Raw genomic sequence first — 19,742 nt, 5'->3', positions numbered from 1 at the left:
CGGGTCAGCCCGCCCCGAAGCACATGAACCCGGCGGTGCCGGGATGCGGCGGGGTGCGCGCCAGCGCCTCGGCGGGTGCGACGCCGGAGCCCAGGGCCCTGTGCAGGGACTCCATGAACGCGGGCGCGGCCTCGTCGGACACGCGCGTCACCGACGCGACGACCGTCGCCGCGCCCAGCGCGAGCAGCGCGCCGGGCAGCCCGAGCACCGCGTCGCCTGCGGCCGACAGGCCCGCGTCGCAGGCGGCCAGGACGAGCACGCGCGGCAGGACCGGGACGTCTTCGAGATCGTGCACGCACAGCGGGCCGTCGTGCAGGCGCAGGTGCGAGAACAGCGGATTGCCCGAGCGGAAGGTGCCGTGCGCGGCCAGGTGCGCCAGCGCGGCCCCGTCGAGGGCGGCGGTGACCGCCGGTACCGTCGCCGCCTCACCCGTCAGCGTGACCGACGCGGGATGCACGCGCGCCAGGCTCCGCAGCTCCCGGTCGGTGTGGCCGAGGCCCGGCCCCGCCGCCAGCACCACGGGGCCCGGCGCGGCGGGACGCTCGAACGCGTGCAGCCACGCGGCCGCCGACGGCACCACGGTGAACGGGCGTCCCGCCAGCGGCGCGGCGGCCGCCCAGGGCACGCCGTGCAGCGCGGCGGTCGGCGCCAGGACCACGGCCCGGTCGCCCAGCACGTCGCGCAGCGGTTCGAGCACGGGCAGCTCGGGCAGCCGCTCGAACTCGCCCTCGGCCGCCCGGTCGAGCGCGGAGCGCAGCAGCAGCGCGGCCTGCCGCGCCGCGCCGTAGCCGCCGAGCGTGTGCCGGCGGACGTGCCCGTCCCGGACGGTCACGGCGTGCAGGGCGTCCCCGATGCGGACGAGTTCGACCAGGACGCGTTCGCCGAGCGCGGCGGCCAGCCGTTCCACGTTCAGGCGGGGCGGCGGTCCCTGCGTCGGCGGCGCGTCCCGGTGCAGCGCCGTCGCGCGCAGTCCGGCCTCCAGGCGGGTCAGGCGTTCGGCGAGCACCGGGCAGAAGGCGCCGCGCGCGGTCGCCGTCGTCTGGGCGGCGCTCAGCGACCGCAGCGTCGCCAGCGTCTCCGCGCGGGCGCGGTCGGGCGGCGGGCGGACGGCCACGAGACGCCGGACGATCGACCGCCGCCGTTCCTCGGCGTCGAGGAGTTCACGTGGTGTGCGCGCCAGCTTGGCGCCGAACTCCGCGAGGTCCGCGCCGAGCCCGGTGGCGTGCGCGCGCAGCTCGTGGGCGCCGAGGGCGTCGGCGTGTTCCTCCAGGAGTCGCAGCCCGGTCCGGACGGCGTTGAGCGCGCCGTCCCGGTCGGAGCGGGCGAACCGGTCGAGCGCGGTGGCGTGCAGCGACGCTATCCGCACCGCGACCGGGCCCCGCGCCCGGTGGCCGCCGGGGTCGGGCCGTCCCAGACACAGCGCGACACGGGCCGCCACGACCCGCGCCTCGGCCGCCGCCGAGACCCAGCCCGCTCCGTCGAGCCGGGCGGCGACGGCCGTCGCGGTGCCGAGCAGCAGCGCGGAACGCTCCCCGGCCGCCCAGCGCGCGCGGACCAGCAGGTGCTCGGCGACGGGCACGTAGCCGTGCCGATGCTGCTCGGCGAACGCCGTCAGCGCCCGCCCGGCGATCGCGGTGGCGGCGTCGGCGTCGCCCTCCGCGAGGGCCGCGTGCCCCAGGAGCAGCAGGCTGTCGGCGGCCAGCGCGCCGTGCCCCGCCTCGCGCGCGGCGAGGACGGAGACGTCGAGCAGCGCGCGGGCCTCCCCGGGCAGCCCCGCCGTCAGCAGCGTCTCGGCGTGCGCGAGGCGGCACCGCACGGACGCCGCTCCGTGCAGGCGGGGCTGGACGGAGGCGAACAGCGCCAGCGCGCGGGGCAGGTTCCCGGTGAGCGCCACCGCGCGCGCCAGGTCGGCCCCGGCCGACGCCGCGCGCCTGCCGAGCCGCGCCCGCTCGGCCAGCCCGACGGCCTCGGTCAGCGCGGTGACCGCGCAGCCGGTGGAGCCGCGCTCGGCCTGGGCGCGGCCGAGCGAGACGAGCAGGTCGATCCGGGTGGCGACGTCGCCCGACCGGCGCAGCCGCCGCAGCGTGTCCTCGGCGAGTGCCAGCGACTCCTGGAGGCGGCCCGCCCCGGCGAGCGTGCGGGCCATGGCCGCGTCGAGCCGGTCGGCGTCGCGGCCGGTGAGGACGGACCGGGCGAGCCGCGCCTCGGCCAGCGCCGCCGCGAGGTCGCCGCGCGCGGTGAGGCCGTCGAGCTGGGCGAGCCGGGCGAGCGCCCGCGCGTAGGCGTTCCCGGCGTCGTCGATCGCCTGCACCGGGTCAGACACGGAACCAGCTCGTCGCGACGGTGGCGCCGTCCGGACCGGCGAACACGATGCTGGCCGGACCCGGCGGCAGGTCACAGAACGCGAACCGCCCGGCGTCGTCGGCGGCCTGCCGCGCGGACGGCCCCGTGGCGCGGCGCAGCGTCACCGGGGACGCGGGGACGGGCCGCACCCGGCCCGTCAGCTCGGCGCCGCGCACGGACAGCTCGACGCTCGCGCCCCCTCCGGAGAACGCGACGCGCTGCCCGTCGCCGCCGCGCACGCCGCACGGCAGGACGGACGGGTCGCCCGGCTCGGCCAGCACCGCACCGGGGAGCCGGTGGCGCAGCGCGTCGCGCGCGGCGTCCAGGACGCCGCCGGGCAGGGGGTCGATGTCGGCGAACGCGGTGGCCGCCGCACGGGTGAGGGCTTCGTCGTTCATCCGGCCAGCTCCCGGCGCAGGGCGGCGAGGCAGCGGGCGCGGCTCGGGCCGACGCTGCCGGTGGGCATGCCGAGGGCGGCGGCGACCTCGCTGTAGCGGGACGTCAGCGCGAGGACCCGCAGCAGGTTGCGGCAGGGGCGTCCCAGCCGGCGCAGCGCCGTGGCGACCGCGCAGACGCTCTCGCGCGCGGCGACGATGTCGTGCGGCGAGGCCGCCGCGGCCGGGACGTCCTGGATGGGCGGCAGCCCGCGCGCGGCGGCCAGGCGCAGGCTCTCGCGCCGCGCCGTCGTGCACAGCCAGCCGCCGACGTGCTCGGGGGTGTGCAGGGTGTCGAGGCGCTCGATCAGGCGAAGCCAGGTGATCTGCACGACGTCCGCGCAGTCGGCGTCGCCGAGACGGCAGGACCGCGCCACGGCCCACAGCAGCTCGCTGTAGCGAGTGACGAGCGCGTTCCACGCGTCCTCGTCGTCGCGCCGGGCCCGGCGCACCAGATCACCGGGGTCTGCCTGTTCGAGCAGGTCCAACGCCGTTCCTCCCACGCAGGCGTGCCATCCGACGGGTCACGCCTGCCTCAGATTGCCGAACGTGCACGTATGGCGACGCTAAGTACACGCTTTGGTTATCGACCTGCCGCCGGTCCGTGTCGAAATCCTGATGAGTGATCAACGGATGGGCTGGGTAACCCGGAACCCTCGCCGTCGTTTCGGAAGCTTTCTCCCGCACTGTCAACCCTGGTGCGGCCTGGGCATAAAGCGGTGGAAGGGGGTAAGACGTGCGGTCAAGCCTTCGACGAAGAAGCCCCGGGCGGTGGTGCGTCTCGTGCCGATGATGCAGAATGAGGGGCGCGGACGCCGTTCTGGGGCGTACGAGGCCGTAGGGGAAGACGAGCCTCGGTACAGATCCAGGAGGTCCGGTGACCGCACGTGGCGTCTTCTACGTCCACTCCGCGCCACCTGCGCTGAGCCCGCACATCGAGTGGGCCGCCGCAGGTGTCCTCGGCGTGCCCGTGTCCCTTGAGTGGGCCGACCAGCCCGCCGCGCCCGGGACGCTGCGCGCCGAACTGCACTGGGAGGGCAAGCCCGGCACGGCCGCCGGGATCACCTCCGCGCTGCGTAGCTGGAAGCTCGCCCGCTTCGAGTGCACCGAAGACCCCACCCCCGGCTGCGACGGCGTCCGGTTCAGCTTCACCCCCTCGCTCGGCGTCTTCACCGGGGTGATCGGCGCCAACGGCGACATCATGATCCCCGAGGACCGGCTGCGCACCGTGATGGCCAACGCGGCCCTCGGGAAGACGACCCTGGAGATCGAGCTCGACCGGCTGCTCGGCACGCCCTGGGACAACGAGCTGGAGCCGTTCCGCCGGGCGGGTGACGGCGCACCCGTCCGCTGGCTGCACGCGGCCGTCTGAGGCGGGCCGCGACAGGTTCGAGGGCCGGACGCCGCGGCGTCCGGCCCTCGACGTCGCGGTGGGTCAGCCGCCCGACTGCGTCGCCTCGTCGACGGCGGTGGGGCCGCCCTCCCGGATGACCTGCGGGGAAGGCGGCACTTCCTGGCCGGTGGTCAGCTCGCTCAGCGGCGTGTGCGGCGGCAGGCTCGTCCAGCGGCCCGCGCCGTCCGCCTCGGCGGCGGAGGGGCGTGTGTCATCGCTCATGCCGCTCATGATGGCCGATTCCCGCCCGGACCACTACGGCTCCTCCGCCGGAAGGCGGCCTTCGGCCGGTCGCGGTGGACGCCGCGACCGGCGCGTGCGGGCTCAAAACGCCGCGTGGGAAGGCGGAACGGCCGCTTTCCCGGGTCCGGCGAGCGGGCAGCGGTTATCCACAGGAAGAAGAAGTGTCGCGCGGAGGTGGCTTTCGTGCGCGAGTCTCTCGGCAGGTGGCCGGCGCCTAGGTGAGGCGGCGGCCGGAACCCGCGTCAGAGAGGGATGTTGCCATGCGCACCACGCGCCGGAATCGCCTCGGCGATCGCACGCGCCAGAGCCTGCCGGGTCGTGGCGGGGGAGATCACCTCGTCCACCACTCCCAGGTCGCGCGCGCGCTCCAGGCCGCCCGCGATCTTCTCGTGCTCGGCCGCCAGCTCCGCCTCCAGAGCCGGGCGCTCCTCCTCCGGCACCGCGGCCAGCTTGCGCCGGTGCAGCACGCGGATCGCCGCGACGGCCCCCATCACGGCGAGCTCCGCCGTCGGCCAGGCGAAGACGCGCGTCGCGCCGAGCGAACGCGAGTTCATCGCGATGTAGGCACCGCCGTACGCCTTGCGCGTGACGAGGGTGACGCGCGGCACGGTCGCCGCGGCGAACGCGTGCAGCAGCTTGGCGCCCCGCCGCACGACGCCCTCGTGCTCCTGCCCGACGCCGGGCAGGTACCCCGGCACGTCCACGAGCACCAGCAGCGGCACCCCGAAGGCGTCGCACATCCGCACGAAGCGGGCGGCCTTCTCGGCGGAGGTGGAGTCCAGGCAGCCGCCGAGCCGCAGCGGGTTGTTGGCGATGACGCCCACGGTCCGGCCGCCGAGGCGGCCGAGCGAGGTCACGATGTTCGGCGCCCACTTGGGGTGCAGCTCGACGTAGTCGCCCTCGGCGTCGTCGACGACGCCCCGCACCAGCGGGTGCACGCTGTAGGCCCGGCGGACGTTCTCGGGCAGCACGTCCGAGAAGTCGCGCTCGTCGACGTCGTCGGTGCGGACGCGTCCCTGGTGCCCGAGCAGCACCGCCAGCCGCCGCCCGCGCTCGATCGCCTCGGTGTCGTCCCGGGCGACCACGTGCACCACGCCCGACTTGCGGGAGTGCGGCTCGGGGCCGCCGAGCGAGGCCATGTCGATGTCCTCGCCGGTCACCGACCGCACGACGTCCGGCCCGGTCACGAAGATCTTGCCGCTCTGCGACAGCACGACGACGTCGGTCAGCGCCGGCCCGTACGCGGCGCCGCCGGCGGCGGCGCCGAGCACGACGGAGATCTGCGGGACGATCCCGGAGGCCCGGGTCATCGCCGCGAACACCTGGCCGACCGCGTGCAGCGACTCGACACCCTCGGCGAGACGCGCGCCGCCGGAGTGCCAGAGCCCGATGATCGGCAGCCGCTCGCGGACGGCGTGGTCGTAGGCGGCGACGATCGCGTCGCAGCCCGCCATGCCCATCGCGCCGCCCTGCACGCGCGGGTCGGAGGCGAACGCCACCACCGGCAGGCCCTCGACGCGCCCGACGCCCGCGAGCATCCCGCTGCCGTCGCTCTCGTCGCCGAACGGCCGGAACGTCGCCGTGTCGAACAGCGCGGACAGACGTGCTCTCGGGTGTCGCGGGTCGGCGGGCTCGGCGGATGCGGTGCCGGGGGCGCCGACCTCGGCGAGCCGGTTGTCGAGAACGGTCACGATGCTCCTTTGGTCACTGCGCGTCTGGAGCGAAACCCCGTGTCAGACGGCGCGACGGAAGACGACCGACACGTTGTGGCCGCCGAAACCGAACGAGTTGTTGAGGGCCGCGGCGGGGCCTTCCGGCATCGGACGCGGCTCGCCGCGCACGATGTCGAGATCGACCTCGTCGTCCAGGTCCTCCAGGTTCGCGGTGGGCGGGACGACTCCCTCCCGCAGGGTCAGGATGGTGATCACCGATTCCAGCGCGCCCGCGCCACCCAGCAGGTGACCGGTCATCGACTTGGTACCGGTGACGGTGATCCGCTCGGCCGCCGGGCCGAGCGCGGCCTTGATGGACGCGAGCTCGGCGACGTCACCGGCGGGCGTCGAGGTGGCGTGCGCGTTGACGTGCACGATGTCGTCCGCGCCGAGCCCGGCGTCCTCCAGGGCGCGGCGCATGGCCTTGGCCTGGCCGCCGCCGCTGGGGTCGGGCAGCACGATGTCGTAGGCGTCGCCGGAGTAACCGCACCCGGCGGCGATCGCGTGGATCTCGGCGCCGCGCGCCCGCGCGTGCTCCTCCGACTCCAGGATCATCACGGCGGCGCCCTCACCGAGGACGAAGCCGTCCCGGTTCTTGTCATAGGGGCGCGAGGCGCGCTGTGGCTCCTCGTTGCGGGTGGACATCGCCCGCATGGCGCCGAACGACGCCATCTGGAGCGGGTGGATGCACGACTCGGTGCCGCCGCAGATCACCACGTCGGCGCGGCCCGCGCGGATCATGTCGATCGCGTAGCCGACGGCCTCGCCGCTGGAGGCGCAGGCGCTGACGAGGGCGTGCGAACCGGCCATCGCACCGAACTCGATGCCGACGTGCCCGGAGGCGCCGTTCGGCATCAGCATCGGCACGGTGAACGGCGAGACCCGCGACCAGCCCTTCTCCTTGTACACGTCGTAGCTGTTCAGCGCCGTGTGCAGGCCGCCGATCCCGCTGGAGACCACGACGCCGAGGCGGTCACCGTCCACGACGAAGCCCGTGTCGGGCGCGGGCTGCTCGATCTCACCCTTGCGGTTGCGCTTCACCGGTGGCGCGAAGCCCGCGTGGCCCCATGCCTCACGGGCGGCGATCAGCGCGATCGCCTGGCTGCGGTCGAGCCGCCGGAGTTGCGGGCGGGGGATCGACTCGGCCGGATCGACGGCGAGTTGCGCCGCGAACCGCACCGGCAGTTCCTCCACGCCGTCCCATTCCAGCGGGCGCACCCCGGATCGGCCGGCGAGCAGCGCGGACCACGTCGACGGCACGTCGCCGCCGAGCGGGGTGGTCGCACCGAGCCCGGTCACAACGACGGTGGTCTTGTCGGTCATGGTGAGTGCTCCTCGGAAAAGGGGGGTGCGGGTGGCGACGGGCCGCCGGGAACGGCGGCCCGCCGCCCCGGAGGCTCAGGCGTTCGCGCCGTTCTGCTGAAGGTTCTGGACGAAGTTGATCACGTCCTGGACCGTCTTCAGGTTGCGCAGCTCGTCGTCGGGGATCTCGACGCCGAACTGCTCCTGGGCGGCCACCGCGATCTCTACCATCGACAGCGAGTCGATGTCGAGGTCGTCGATGAAGTTCTTCTCCGGGGTCACCTCGGACTTGTCGATCCCGACGATCTCGTCGATGATCTCCGCGAGGCCGTCCAGGATCTGCTGCTCGGTGGCGACTGCCATGGTGCTCGTAATCTCCTTCGGTGGGTTGGTCCAGAAAGACCGGTGCAGGCGCTCGAGGGCCTACGGGATCTGGATGACTTGGGCAGCGTAGGCCAATCCGGCACCGAACCCGATCAACAGGGCCGGGGCTCCGGACGGGACGTCGCCGCGTTCGATCATGTGGGACAGGGCGAGGGGGATCGAGGCGCCCGAGGTGTTGCCCGAGCGCCTGATGTCGTCGGCGACGACCGCGTTGGCGGCCTTCACCTTGCGGGCGATGGCCTCCACGATCCGCAGGTTGGCCTGGTGCGGCACGACGGCGGCGAGATCGTCGGGCGCCACTCCGGCGCGCTCGCAGGCGGCGAGCGCGACGGGCGCGACGGCGGTCGTCGCCCAGCGGAAGACGGCCTGACCCTCCTGCCGCAGGAACGAGGTGCGGTCAGCGATCGCGATGCGGTCGGCATGGGCGCCCGCGCTGCCCCACGCCACCGGGCCGATGCCCGGCTCGGCGGCGGCACCGACCACGGCGGCACCCGCTCCGTCGGCGAAGATGATGCAGGTCGACCGGTCCGTCCAGTCGATCCACTGGGACATCTTCTCGGCGCCGATCACCAGCACGTTGCGGGCCGAGCCGGTGCGGACGGCGGCGTCGGCGGCGGCCAGGCCGTAGCAGAACCCGGCGCAGGCGGCGTTGAGGTCGAAGGCGCCGGGGGCCTCGATGCCGAGGCGGTGCGCGACCGCGGCGGCCTGGTTCGGCATCGGCGTCTCGGCCGAGCACGTCGCCACGATGACGAGGTCGATGTCGGCGGGGGAGAGCCCGCTTCCGGCGAGGGCCTTGCCCCCGGCCTGCGCGGCCATGTCGACGATGGTCTCGCCGGGCGCGGCGATCCGGCGCTCGACGATGCCGACGCGGCTGCGAATCCACTCGTCGTTGGTGTCGACCGTGCGGGCGAGGTCGTCGTTGGTGACGACCTTGGCGGGCTGGTAGTCACCGAACGCCAGGACGCGGGAACCGGTGGCGACGTCGTTGACGCGCAGTGCGGCCCCGGTCATGAACTGTGCTCTTTCACGAGCGCGCGGGCCTTGTCCAGGTCGTCGGGGGTCTTGAGGGCGAGCAGCTCGACGCCGCGCAGCTCGCGCCGCGCCAGGCCGACGAGCGTTCCGGCGGGCGGCAGCTCGATGATCGCGGTGACGCCCAGCTCGCGGATCGTCTCCATGCACGCGTCCCAGCGGACGGGCGCGCTCACCTGCTCGGCGAGCCGGTTCAGGTACTCGCGGCCGGACCCGACGACGGCGCCGTCCCGGTTGGACAGCAGCGGCATCGCCGGGTCTGCGACGGTGACACCGGGCGAGAGCCGGCGCAGCGTCTCCGCGGCCGGGGCCATGTGCTCGGTGTGGAACGCGCCCGCGACCGACAGCTCGCGCAGCCTGGCCTTGGCGGGCGGTTCGGCCGCGAACGCGGCGAGCCGCCCGACGGTACCGGCGGCGACGATCTGCCCGGCGCCGTTGACGTTGGCGGGGGTGAGGCCGTGCTTGTCGATGGCGGCGAGCACCTCGTCGGCGTCGCCGCCGAGTACGGCCGTCATGCCGGTCTCGGTGACGGCGGCGGCCTCGGCCATGGCCCGGCCCCGCTCGCGGACCAGCACCAGGGCGCTCTCCGGAGTGACGACACCGGCGATGGCGGCGGCGGCCAGCTCACCGACGCTGTGCCCGGCGACCGCGTCGGGCCGGGGGCCGCCCGGCGCACCGGCGGCGTCGGGGGTGATCGAGTAAAGGGCCTCGTAGGCGGCCAGCGCCGCGCTCACCAAGAGCGGCTGGGCGATGGCGGTGTCGCGGATCTCCTCGGCCTCGGCCTCGGTGCCGTAGCGCACCAGGTCGAGCCCGCTGACCGCCGACCACCAGGCCAGCCGGTCCGCGACGCCGGGCACGTCGAGCCATGGCCGCAGGAAGCCGGGGGTCTGGGCGCCCTGGCCGGGCGATGCGAGGAGGATCACAGCGACAAGCCTGCCCGTCGCGGACCCGCCGTGCCGATACCGATCGCCACGAAGTTTCGCCACGGGGCTTTGTACGACCCCTACAAGCCGCGAATCCGGACTTCACCGGCGGTGAGCGGCGCGGGGCGGGTCAGCCCCGGGCCGGGCGAGCGGCGAAACGTCCCAGGGCCAGGGCGATGCGCAGCGTGAAGGCGTTGCGTCCGTCGGCCGGGGCCAGCCCGGTCAGCTCGGTGACGCGGCGCAGCCGGTAGCGCACCGTGTTCGGGTGCACGAACAGGAGGCGGGCGGTCGCCTCCAGGGAGGAGCCCTGTTCGAGGTAGGTGGTGAGCGTGTCCAGGAGGGGGGCGCCGGCGGCGAGCATCGGGTGGTAGACCTCGTCCACGAGGTAGGCGCGGGCCGCGTCGTCGCCGTCGAGGGCGCGTTCGGGGAGCAGGTCGTGCGCGTTCACGGGGCGCGGCGCGTCGGGCCAGGCGGCGGCGGCGCGCAGGCCCGCCATCGCGGCGCGCGCGGCGATCGTGGAGTCGTAGAGGTCGGCGACCGAGGGCCCGACGACGACCGGGCCGGGGCCGCACTTGGCCGCGATGGGGCGCGCGGCGGCCATCGGGTCCTCGGCGCCGCCGACGATCACGATGACGCGGTCGCCCTGCACCCCGGCGAGCACGTCCACGCGGGCGCGGCGGGCGGCGAGCTGCATCTGGTCGATGGTGACCTCGGGCTCCTCGTCGGGCGGGGTGTGCCCGGCGATGACCGTCACCGGCTTGGACGTCCAGCCGAGCGCCGCCGCCCAGGAGTGCATCCCGTCGTCGACCTCGCCGCGCATCACCGCGTTGACGACGAGCGCTTCGAGCCGCGCGTCCCATGCCGCGCGGGTCTCGGCGGCCTGGGCGTAGACCTGCGCCGCGCCGAACGCGACGTCGCGGGTGTAGCGCAGGATCGCCTCGCGGAGCTGGGCCTCGCCGCCGGGCGCGGCCAGCTCGGCCAGGCGGTTCTCGACCACGTCGATGATCACGCGGACCATGTCGATGGTGTGCCGGAGCTTGATGGCCCGCAGCAGCTCGCGGGGGGCGGTGCCGAACACCTCCCCGGCGATGGCGGGACGCGTCTGCTCGCCGGTCTTGAAGTACTCGACGAAGGCGGCGATCCCGGCCTGCGCGACGAGCCCGATCCAGGAGCGCTGGTCCGCCGGCATCCGCCGGAACCAGGGCAGGTGCTGCTCCATGCTGGCGAGCGCGGCCGTGCCGAAACTCCCCATCGCCTTCTCCAGGCGCTCGGTCGTCTGCTCGCGGATTCGGGCCTCACTCGCACTGTCCACCCGCACAGAGTGCCACCAACCTCACCATGCCGGGACCACTCCCACGCGCATCCGCGTCACCTTTATGCCCGCACACAACCCCTGCTAGGAGCGCTGATCACGCCCTACGGCCCCCTCCGAACCCCGCCATGGGCAACCCGCGCAGAACCCCGGACCCGCGCACCCGGCCACGCAGAGACACACGCCCTCGGAGCGGTGCCGGGCGGGTTGATCAATGGCGCCGGGAGGCGGGGGTGACGGCGATGGGGTGGCCGGTGGCGATGGCGGTGAGGTTGCGCAGGGACGGGGAGCCCGGGCGGAGGTAGTCGCTGTGGCCGCCGGGGCCCGCGGCGAAGGAGCGGGCGCCGAAGGCGGGGGAGACGGGGTCGCGGCCGAGGCCGACGCCGAGGAAGCGGACGTGCGGGACGTCCTCCATCCAGTCGGTCCGGCCGCGGCCCGCCCAGACGCGCGCGGGGCCGAACGCCGCCGCCGACCAGGCCGTGGTGCCGGGGCTGCCGTAGAGGGCGACATCGGAGACGCGCGACCCGGCGGCGAAGCCGGGTCCGCGTGCCGCGCGGCCGCAGACGACCGAGCCGTAGCTGTGGCAGAGCAGCGCCACGTCGGCGGCCGGGTTGACGCGGTGCAGCGCGGCGAGGAAACGGCGCAGCTCGACGGCCCCCTGACCGGCGCGGACGTCGGTGAGGACGCCGCCGCTGAGCATGCGCGGCGCCGCGTAACCGAGCCAGGCGACGACGGCGAGCCCGCGCCCCGAACCGTCGCGGTCCGCCTGCGCGGAGAGGGCGCGGGCGCCGCCGCCGGGCGTCGCCCAGGGACGGCCCGGCCGCGCGTCGAAGGCGCCGAGCGTCGTGTCGGCCCCGGGCACGAGGACGGCGACGCGCCGCGCCGTGGTGAGATCACCGAGCGTCTCGGCGGCCTGCCCGCCGCCGCGCGGGTCGAACGACAGGAACCGGCGGCCGGGGCGCAGGAACGCGTCGAGCGCGGCGGCGCGGGCGCGGTCACCGACGCGGCGGGCCGTGCCCCGCGCGGCCGCGATGGCGCGGTGCTCGGCGGCGTAGCGGGCGGGCAACGTGCCGGCGGTGATCGCGGGCAACGGGCCGGGCGCGGCGTAGGGCTCGGCGCGGCTCGTCCCCGCCGTGGTGACGAGCACACCGGCGATCGTGAGCCCGCAGGCCAGCCCCCGGCGCACCCGGCGACGCGACGGCGGCGTCACAGGCATCGAAGGCATGCTCCGACTGTCTAGCAGCACACACCGACCTGACCGAGCACCCGCACACCACCGCGTGTGTCCGCCCCTCACCCCCACACGCGCCACGTGCCCGGCCGCACGCGAGCGGGCCACGTGGACCAGCCGTGCGTCCGCACGTCATGCATGCCGCACGCCGTCTGTCGGCGCGTGCGCTTGCGCGCCGGGTGTGCTCGGGCCGCGCGTCTGTCCTGTGGTGTGGTCGCGTGCTGGGTGTGCCATGGACGGTTTGCGCTCTCGCCGGTGTCGGTTGGGGATGGTGGTTAGTTCGCTTGGGCCTTGTTGGTTCGGTTGGTGGCGTGGTGCGACGTGGTGAGGAACAGCAGGAGGGTCAGGGCGAAGGCGGGGAGGCAGAGGGCGCGGGCGGTGATCCAGGTGGCGTCGGTGGGAGGGGTGTGGAGGCCGGGGAGGGGGCCGAAGATCGGGAGGGTCAGCAGGGTGACGGTCAAGAGGGCCGTCTGGTGCCAGAGGAAGATCGTGATGGCGGTGAGGTTGGCCAGGGCGACGGTCGCCCAGACGCGGGGGCGGCGGGTCCAGCGGGTGAGCGGGCCGCGCAGCAGCAGCGCGAGGCCGGTCTGGGCGAGGCCGAACGTGACGGCGGCCAGCGTCGGCGGGTTGAGGTTGGAGACGGCCTCGCCCGGGACGCCGACCATGCTCGCGGGATAGGCGCCGGTGATCAGCAGCGCGGCGGTGGCGACGGTGCCGCCGACGAGCAGCACCGCCGGAACACGGCGCCCGTCGAGGCCACCGCAGGCCCAGGCGACGCCGAGCGTGAACGGGACGAGCCAGCCGGTCAGCAGCGTGCCCCAGCTCGCCTGGCTCGGGGCGGCGACGTCGAGGACGGCGGTAGCGGCGACGCACGCGGCGACCGTCCAGAGCCCGAACCGTCGCCAGGCGCGCACGACGAGCGGCGTCAGCGCCACCAGAACGGCGTAGACGGCGAGGAACCACAGCGGGCTCACGACGAGTTTGGCGATCGTCCGCAGCGATCCGTACGGCTGCCCGGCCCACGCCAGGACGAGCAGCGCGGGCGTCCACGCGAGGAGGAGCGCGGGAACGGGACGCGCGAGCCGCGCCAGCCGCGCGGACGCGAACTCCCGCCAGGGCGTCCCGGGCCGGTATCCGCGCGCGGCGCCGTAACCGCCCGCCAGGAAGAAGACCGCGAGGGTCTGGAACACCCAGGTGAGCGGCGCGAGGTGCGGCATCGCCGCGAGCGGACCGGCGCTGCGCAGCGTGCCGTCCACGGTCGTGAGCGCGGTGACGCACCAGTGCCCGAGCACGACGCCGAGGATCGCGAAGAACCGCAACGCATCCACGGACCGCTCCCGCCCGTCGGGCGTCGCGTCCCCCACCCGCCTGACGAACCCCCCGGCGGATCTGCCGGGCAGCCGCTCACCGCGTGCCCGCTGGATGAGCCCTCCGGTGGATCTGTCGGGCCGCCGATCACCGCGCACGCGCTGGATGAGCCCTCCGGTGGATCTGTCGGGCCGCCGATCACCGCGTACCCGCTGGACGAATCCCCCGGTGGATCTGTCGGGCCGCCGATCACCGCGTACCCGCCGGATGAGCCCTCCGCCGAGACCCCCACGGCGCAGCCGCCGGATGAGCCCTCCGGCGGATCTGCGGGGCAGCCGTTCACCGCGCGCCCGCTGGACGAGCTCTCCGGTGGATCTGCGGGGCAGCCGCTCACCGCGCAGCCGCCGGATGACGCCGGGTGTCGCCGTGGGTTTGCTTCCGGCGGGTGTCCGGCCGGGGTGGGCCGGGCCCGCGAGGACGGCGCCGGGTGGGGCTGCGGGTTCGCTGTGCACGGGTTGCCGATCGGCGTGCGGCCGGTGGGCGCGTCTGGTGCCGGAGTCCGTGGCGGGCTGGTCGATCGGGGGACGGTCGCGTACGGCGCTGAGCGGCGGCGCGGTGGTCGGCCGGTCGCTTGCTCGGCCGGAGGGGTGAGCCACGGCTGATCTCCGTTCGGAAGACGGGCGTTCGGGGGCGTTTCGGTCAGTGCGGGGACGGCGTGTTCGCCGTTCGGACGCTGTTCACGGCGCCGACGGTGACCTGGAGCAACGCCGGGAGGGCGGCGGAGCCGGGCAGGAGGTAGCCGCTGTGCGTTCCGCCGCCGAGGGCCAGCGGCAGGGCGCCGAAGGCGGGACGGCCCGGGTCGCCGCCGAGACCGATACCGGCGACGCGGACCTTGGGGACGTAGGCGGTCCAGTCGCCGCGCGCCCGACCGGCCCAGACGCGCGCGGTCGCGCTCACGTCGGACGCGTGGGCGGCGGGGACGCCGGGGCTGCCGTACAACGCGATGTCGGTGACGGCCGGTCCCGGACGGGTCCGCGCGCACACGACCGTCCCGTAGCTGTGGCACAGCAACGCGACGGTGGCGCGGGGGTTCACCGTCCGCAGCCCGTCCAGCAGCCCGCGCAGCGCCCGCGCGCCGTCGTCGGCGCGTCCGGTGGTCAGCACCCCCGCCCCGAGCGTCGAGGGCGAGTCATACCCGAGCCACGCGATCACCGCCACACCCGAAGACCCCCCGAGCCCAGACGCAGGACCCACTCCACGAACCGTGCGCGCAACCGGACCCCTGAAGCCAGACCGCCCGACCCCACGCACAGCACTCGATCCATGCGCCGCGCGCACGACCGGTCTCCCGCCGACAGATCGCCCGAGCCCGCGCGTAGGGCTCGACCCATGCGCCATGCGCACGGCCGGTTCCCTGGCGGCAGATCGCCCGATTTGGCGCGTAGGGCTCGGTCCGCGTGCCGTGCGCGTTGCCGGTTCCGTGATGGCAGATTGCCCGAGCCGTCGGGTAACGCTCGGTCCGTGTGCCGTGCGTGTGGCCGCTTCCCTGGGGGCAGACCGCCTGAATTCGCGCGTCGGGCTCGGTTCGTGCGTCGTGCGTGTGGTCGGTTCGCTGGTGGGAGATTGCCCGAGTTCGTGTGTCGGGTGTGTGGCTGGGCTTCTGGTGGGCTCGCGCGTTCGGTTGGGCGGCTTCTGCGTCGGGGTGTGTCGTGGGGTGGGGGAGGCGATCGGATTGGGGGGTTGGGTGTCGGTGGGTGGTGTGGTCGGGAGGGGCGGCGTCGTGGGGGCCGGGGTGTGGGTGTCGGTGTGGCTTGGGGGTGCTTTGAGGGCTTGGGTGAGGGTTCGGGCGGCGGCGCCGGGCCATTTGGGGGCGTCGAAGTTGGTGAGGGTGCTGTCGGCGCCGGGGACGAGGACGGCGATGCGGCGGGCTCGGGTCAGGTCGCCGTGGACTTCGACGGCCCGGCCGGTGCGGCGGGCGTCGAAGGCGAGGAAGGTGCGGCCCGGGGTGAGCAGGCGGGCGAGGGCGGCGGCGCGGTCGTCGTCGCCGAGGCGTACCGCCGTCGCGTGCGCGGCGGCGATGTCGGCGCGGACCGCCGCGTAGCGGGCGGGGAGAGCGGCGGACGTCAGGCCGGAGGCGGCGGTGACGGTGGGCGCCGCATACGGCGCGGGGGCGGGGGCGAGCGCGGTGCCGACGGCGGTGGCCGTGAGCATCGCCGTCGCTGCGAACCTGCGCATCGTGGGTGTCCTTCCTGGTCAGGCGGTTGCCGGTACCAGGACGGTAGAAAGATCGGCACATGGCGGACATCAACCCAGGGAGCCGCCTTCGGCCATAGGACCCGGGTATGACGCCTACCGGACTGGCCGCACGCCACGGCTCTCGCTCTCGCTCCCGGCGCAGCCGGTCGCACGTTCCCGCTCTTGACACAGCCGGGCTCGCTCCCGGCGCAGGTGGCCGCACGGTTCCCGCTCTTGGCGCAGGCGATCTTGCTTTCGGCGCAGCCTGCCGCATGGCTCCCGCGCTCGGCACAGCCGGGCTCGCGCTCGGCGCAGGCGGCCGCATGGCTCCCGCTCTTAGCGCAGGCGGGCTCGCGCTCGGCGCAGCCGGTCGCGCGGTTCCCGCTCTTGGTGCAGCCGGGCTCGCGCTCGGTGCAGGCGGCCGCATGGTTCCCGCTCTCGGCGCAGGCGGGCTCGTGCTCGGCGGTCGCATGGCTCCCGCGCTCGGCACAGCCGGGCTCGCGCTCGGCGCAGGCGGTCGCATGGCTCCCGCGCTCGGCGCAGCCGGGCTCGCGCTCGGCGCAGGCGGTCGCATGGCTCCCGCGCTCGGCGCAGCCGGTCTTGCTCTCGGTGCAGGCGGCCGCATGGTTCCCGCTCTTAGCGCAGGCGGGCTCGCGCTCGGCGCAGGTGGTCGCGCGGTTCCCGCTCTTGGTGCAGGCGGGGGAACGGGCGGCGTGCTCGTGCCGGGCGCCGACGGCGATCCGCCGCGGCGAGGAGCCGCTGGAGGTGAAGGCGGTGGGTGCCGACGACGGTGGCGCGGCGTACGGAGCGGTCGGTCAGTCGCCGGGGCGGACGAGGCCCACTTCGTAGGCGTACACGATCGCCTGGGGTCGGTCGCGCAGGTCGAGTTTCATCAGAATCCGGCCGAAGTGCGTCTTCACGGTCTGCTCGGCCACCACCAGCGTCGTCGCGATCTCGGTGTTCGACAGGCCCCGGGCGACGTGGCCGAGGACCTCGGTCTCGCGCTCGGTCAGCTCGTCCAGACGGGCGCGGGACGGGGCGCGGGGCCCGCCGAGCCGGGCGAACTCGGCGATGAGGCGGCGCGTGACGGACGGGGACAGCAGCGCGTCCCCGGCCGCGACGACCCGGACGGCGTCGGCGAGTTCGGCGGCCGAGGCGTCCTTGAGCAGGAAGCCGCTGGCCCCGGCGCGCAGCGCCTCGTAGACGTAGTCGTCGAGGTCGAACGTGGTGAGCATGAGGACCTTCGGCCCGGAACCGCCGGCCAGCAGCCGCCGGGTGGCCTCCAGGCCGTCCATGACGGGCATGCGGACGTCCATCAGGACGACGTCGGGCGCGAGTTCGGCGACGCGCCGCAGCGCGTCCGCGCCGTCGGCGGCGTCGCCGACGACCTCGATGTCGGGCTGGGCGTTGAGCAGCACGCCGAACCCGGTGCGGACCATGCCCTGGTCGTCGGCGATGAGGACGCGGATCACGCGGTTTCTCCTGGTCCGGGCACGGGCAATGTCGCGGTCACGCCGAATCCTCCCGCGTCGGTGGCGGCGGCGGTGAGGGTGCCCCCGAGCATCGACGCGCGCTCGCGCATGCCGACGAGCCCGTGCCCGGCGCCGGGCGGCGAGGGCGTGCGGGCGCGGCCGGTCTCGGCGGGCCCGTTGACGACGCTGAGCGTCAGCGTCCCGGCGCGGTGCTCGGCGCGCAGGTCGACCAGCGCGCCGGGGGCGTGCCGCATGACGTTGCTGAGCGCCTCCTGCGTGATCCGGTAGGCGGTGAGGCCGATGCCGGGCGGCAGGGACGCCAGGTCGCCGGAGGTCTCGGCGCGGACGGTGAGGCCCGTCCCGCGCGCGCCCTCGACGAGGTCGCCGAGCCGGTCGAGGCCGGGCTGCGGCGCGGTCTGGGCGCCGTCCTCCGAGCGCAGCACGCCGAGGACGCGGCGCATCTCGACCAGGGCGTCGAGCGCGGTGGCGCGGATCTCGGCGAGGTCGCCGCGCGTCTCGGCGGGCAGGCCGGTGACCTTGTAGGGCGCCGCCTCCGCCTGGATTGCGATCATGGACATGTGGTGGGCGACGACGTCGTGCAGCTCGCGGGCGATCCGCTGCCGCTCGGTCAGGACGGCCTCGGCCTCCTGGTGGCGGCGCTCCTGGGCGGCGAGGCGGGCGCCGGACGTCCGCCGGACGCGCAGCACGGCCCCGGCGAGCACGGGCAGCAGGACGAGCAGCGCGGCCCCGAGGACCGGCGCGCCCTTGACCCATGCCCCGGCGATCGAGATCAGCGTGGCGCCGACCGTGATGTCGAGGCGGCAGCGCAGCGCGACGGCGAACAGCGCGGTGACCGCGACGAGGGACGCGGCGGGCACGAACGGCACGGTCAGCCGGTCCCCGACGGTCACGAACGCCATGCCGGCGAAGACGCACCGCCACGCCCCGAGCGGATGCCGCTCGACGAGCACGAGCGGCGCGGCGCTGACGACGGAGATGAGCAGCAGCGTCCTCGGCCCGGCGCCGGGGATCTCGGTGCGGAGCAGCGAGAACGTGCCCGCCGTGGCGCCGACGGCGATGAGGGCGGCGACGGCGGTGACGACGAGGCCGAACGGCAGCCGTCCGACGCCGACACGCCGCGTCCAGCGCAGCCAGGACGGCCAGGGCCGGTCGAGCGGCGCGGGATCGGCCCGCCCGGTCGCCGCGGCGGCGGCCAGGCCGCCGAGCAGCATGTCCCGCACGCGGGGGTCGGCTTGGGTCATGGGCCCAGGCTAGAGAGCCGGGCGCCGACGGCGAATGACCCCTGGGTGCGATGCCGGCGTCATACCTGGGTAGGTCACGGACGTGGACCCGGATGAGGCGCTGCGGCGCATCGCGTTCCTGCTCGAACGCGCGGGCGAGCCGACGTACCGCGTGCGGGCGTTCCGGCGCGCCCGCGACCGCGTGCGGGAACTGCCGCCCGGCGAGCTGGCCCGGCACGCCGCCGACGGCACGCTCGCCTCGCTCCCGGACGTGGGGAAGGTGACGGCGCTCGTCATCGAGGAGGCGCTGCGCGGCGAGACGCCCAACTACCTGCGCCGCCTGGAGGACACGGCGGGTCGGCCCATCGACGCCGCGACGGCGGAGCTGCGCGCGGCCCTGCGCGGAGATCTGCACGCCCACAGCGACTGGTCGGACGGCGGCGCCCCGATCGAGGAGATGGCCCGCGCCGCCCGCGACCTCGGCCACGAGTACTGGGCGCTGACCGACCATTCACCCCGGCTGACGGTCGCGAACGGCCTTTCGGCCGACCGGCTGCGCCGCCAGCTCGACGTCGTCGCGGCGCTCAACGAGGAGTTGGCGCCGTTCCGCGTCCTCACGGGGATCGAGGTGGACATTCTGGACGACGGCTCGCTCGACCAGGACGCCGACCTGCTGGACCGGCTGGACGTCGTCGTCGCCAGCGTCCACTCCAAGCTCCGGATGGACCGGGTGCCGATGACCGAGCGCATGGTCGAGGCGGTGCGGAACCCGCGCGTCAACGTCCTCGGCCACTGCACCGGACGCGTCGTCCAGGCGGGCGGGCGGCGCGGCGGGAAGCGGCCCGAGTCGCAGTTCGACGCCGAGCTGGTGTTCGCGGCGTGCGCGGCCTACGACACCGCCGTGGAGATCAACTCCCGCCCCGACCGGCAGGACCCGCCCAAACGGCTGATCCGGCTCGCGCTGGAGGCGGGCTGCCGGTTCTCGATCGACTCCGACGCGCACGCCCCCGGACAGCTCGACTGGCAGGTGCTCGGCTGCGAACGCGCCGCCCGCTCGGGCGTCACCGCCGACCACCTCGTCAACGCGCTGCCGCTCGACGACCTGCTCGCCTGGACCCGCCCCGGCTAGCCCGGATCGCCGCGACGACCGCCCGCTCGACGCGGCGGGTGACCCGCTTCG

The 19,742-nt window shown here is 75.1% G+C and carries 17 protein-coding genes; 2 read left to right on the top strand and 15 right to left on the bottom strand.

What is annotated here, in order from left to right; all coding sequences use genetic code 11:
• Nucleotides 1-4 precede the first annotated feature (4 nt).
• From C229_RS0120250 to C229_RS0120240, 3 genes are read right to left on the bottom strand one after another with little or no spacing between them, the layout of a single operon-like run.
• Nucleotides 5-2,323 carry a CHAT domain-containing protein gene (locus C229_RS0120250; RefSeq protein WP_240487349.1) on the bottom strand — a complete coding sequence of 773 codons (2,319 nt, stop codon included), beginning with the start codon at nt 2,321-2,323 and terminating at the stop codon, nt 5-7.
• Nucleotides 2,316-2,741: a carboxypeptidase-like regulatory domain-containing protein gene (locus C229_RS0120245; RefSeq protein WP_018656930.1), complete on the bottom strand. Its 426-nt coding sequence runs from the start codon at nt 2,739-2,741 to the stop codon at nt 2,316-2,318. The genes C229_RS0120250 and C229_RS0120245 overlap by 8 nt, the downstream gene beginning before the upstream one ends.
• A complete protein-coding gene (locus tag C229_RS0120240; RefSeq protein WP_018656929.1) occupies nt 2,738-3,265 on the bottom strand; it encodes an RNA polymerase sigma factor in 528 nt (175 codons plus the stop codon). The genes C229_RS0120245 and C229_RS0120240 overlap by 4 nt, the downstream gene beginning before the upstream one ends.
• A gap of 389 nt (nt 3,266-3,654) precedes the next feature.
• Here C229_RS0120240 and C229_RS0120235 point away from each other — a divergent pair, with 389 nt between their 5' ends.
• On the top strand, nt 3,655-4,149 hold the full coding sequence (locus C229_RS0120235) for a DUF3145 domain-containing protein (RefSeq protein WP_018656928.1): 495 nt from the start codon (nt 3,655-3,657) through the stop codon (nt 4,147-4,149).
• Between the two features lie 63 nt (nt 4,150-4,212).
• Here the strand turns inward: C229_RS0120235 and C229_RS0120230 are convergent, their stop codons facing one another.
• The 12 genes from C229_RS0120230 to C229_RS0120160 form a co-directional block, all read right to left on the bottom strand.
• On the bottom strand, nt 4,213-4,392 hold the full coding sequence (locus C229_RS0120230; protein ID WP_026313980.1) for a hypothetical protein: 180 nt from the start codon (nt 4,390-4,392) through the stop codon (nt 4,213-4,215).
• Nucleotides 4,393-4,655: 263 nt separating this feature from the next.
• Nucleotides 4,656-6,104: an acyl-CoA carboxylase subunit beta gene (locus tag C229_RS0120225; RefSeq protein WP_018656926.1), complete on the bottom strand. Its 1,449-nt coding sequence runs from the start codon at nt 6,102-6,104 to the stop codon at nt 4,656-4,658.
• A gap of 42 nt (nt 6,105-6,146) precedes the next feature.
• Nucleotides 6,147-7,448 carry a beta-ketoacyl-[acyl-carrier-protein] synthase family protein gene (locus C229_RS0120220; RefSeq protein ID WP_018656925.1) on the bottom strand — a complete coding sequence of 434 codons (1,302 nt, stop codon included), beginning with the start codon at nt 7,446-7,448 and terminating at the stop codon, nt 6,147-6,149.
• Between the two features lie 75 nt (nt 7,449-7,523).
• A complete protein-coding gene (locus C229_RS0120215) occupies nt 7,524-7,790 on the bottom strand; it encodes an acyl carrier protein (protein WP_018656924.1) in 267 nt (88 codons plus the stop codon).
• Between the two features lie 60 nt (nt 7,791-7,850).
• Nucleotides 7,851-8,822 carry a beta-ketoacyl-ACP synthase III gene (locus tag C229_RS0120210; protein ID WP_018656923.1) on the bottom strand — a complete coding sequence of 324 codons (972 nt, stop codon included), beginning with the start codon at nt 8,820-8,822 and terminating at the stop codon, nt 7,851-7,853.
• Nucleotides 8,819-9,763, bottom strand: coding sequence for an ACP S-malonyltransferase (locus C229_RS0120205; protein ID WP_018656922.1), 945 nt, complete (start codon nt 9,761-9,763; stop codon nt 8,819-8,821). Before C229_RS0120205 ends, C229_RS0120210 begins: the two co-directional genes overlap by 4 nt.
• A 130-nt stretch (nt 9,764-9,893) precedes the next feature.
• Complete coding sequence (locus C229_RS0120200; RefSeq protein WP_018656921.1) at nt 9,894-11,075, bottom strand: PucR family transcriptional regulator; 1,182 nt, start codon at nt 11,073-11,075, stop codon at nt 9,894-9,896.
• A gap of 211 nt (nt 11,076-11,286) precedes the next feature.
• Complete coding sequence (locus tag C229_RS0120195; protein ID WP_205624521.1) at nt 11,287-12,300, bottom strand: alpha/beta hydrolase; 1,014 nt, start codon at nt 12,298-12,300, stop codon at nt 11,287-11,289.
• A 281-nt stretch (nt 12,301-12,581) separates the two neighbouring features.
• Nucleotides 12,582-13,634, bottom strand: a complete 1,053-nt coding sequence (locus C229_RS34725) for an acyltransferase family protein (RefSeq protein WP_169513853.1) — start codon at nt 13,632-13,634, stop codon at nt 12,582-12,584.
• A gap of 679 nt (nt 13,635-14,313) precedes the next feature.
• Nucleotides 14,314-15,825 (bottom strand): alpha/beta hydrolase, encoded by a 1,512-nt coding sequence (locus C229_RS35835; RefSeq protein ID WP_276203312.1) that lies wholly within the window; start codon nt 15,823-15,825, stop codon nt 14,314-14,316.
• 839 nt (nt 15,826-16,664) lie between these two features.
• A complete protein-coding gene (locus C229_RS0120165; protein WP_018656915.1) occupies nt 16,665-17,321 on the bottom strand; it encodes a response regulator in 657 nt (218 codons plus the stop codon).
• A complete protein-coding gene (locus C229_RS0120160) occupies nt 17,318-18,583 on the bottom strand; it encodes a sensor histidine kinase (RefSeq protein ID WP_026313977.1) in 1,266 nt (421 codons plus the stop codon). The genes C229_RS0120165 and C229_RS0120160 overlap by 4 nt, the downstream gene beginning before the upstream one ends.
• A gap of 82 nt (nt 18,584-18,665) precedes the next feature.
• Here C229_RS0120160 and C229_RS0120155 point away from each other — a divergent pair, with 82 nt between their 5' ends.
• Nucleotides 18,666-19,691, top strand: a complete 1,026-nt coding sequence (locus tag C229_RS0120155; RefSeq protein WP_018656913.1) for a PHP domain-containing protein — start codon at nt 18,666-18,668, stop codon at nt 19,689-19,691.
• Nucleotides 19,692-19,742: the final 51 nt, after the last annotated feature.

It is taken from the genome of Actinomadura flavalba DSM 45200 (assembly GCF_000374305.1).
Classification (GTDB): Bacteria; Actinomycetota; Actinomycetes; order Streptosporangiales; family Streptosporangiaceae; genus Spirillospora; species Spirillospora flavalba.
Note: the sequence above shows the minus strand (reverse complement) of the source record. Positions and strands in the feature narration are given on the sequence as shown.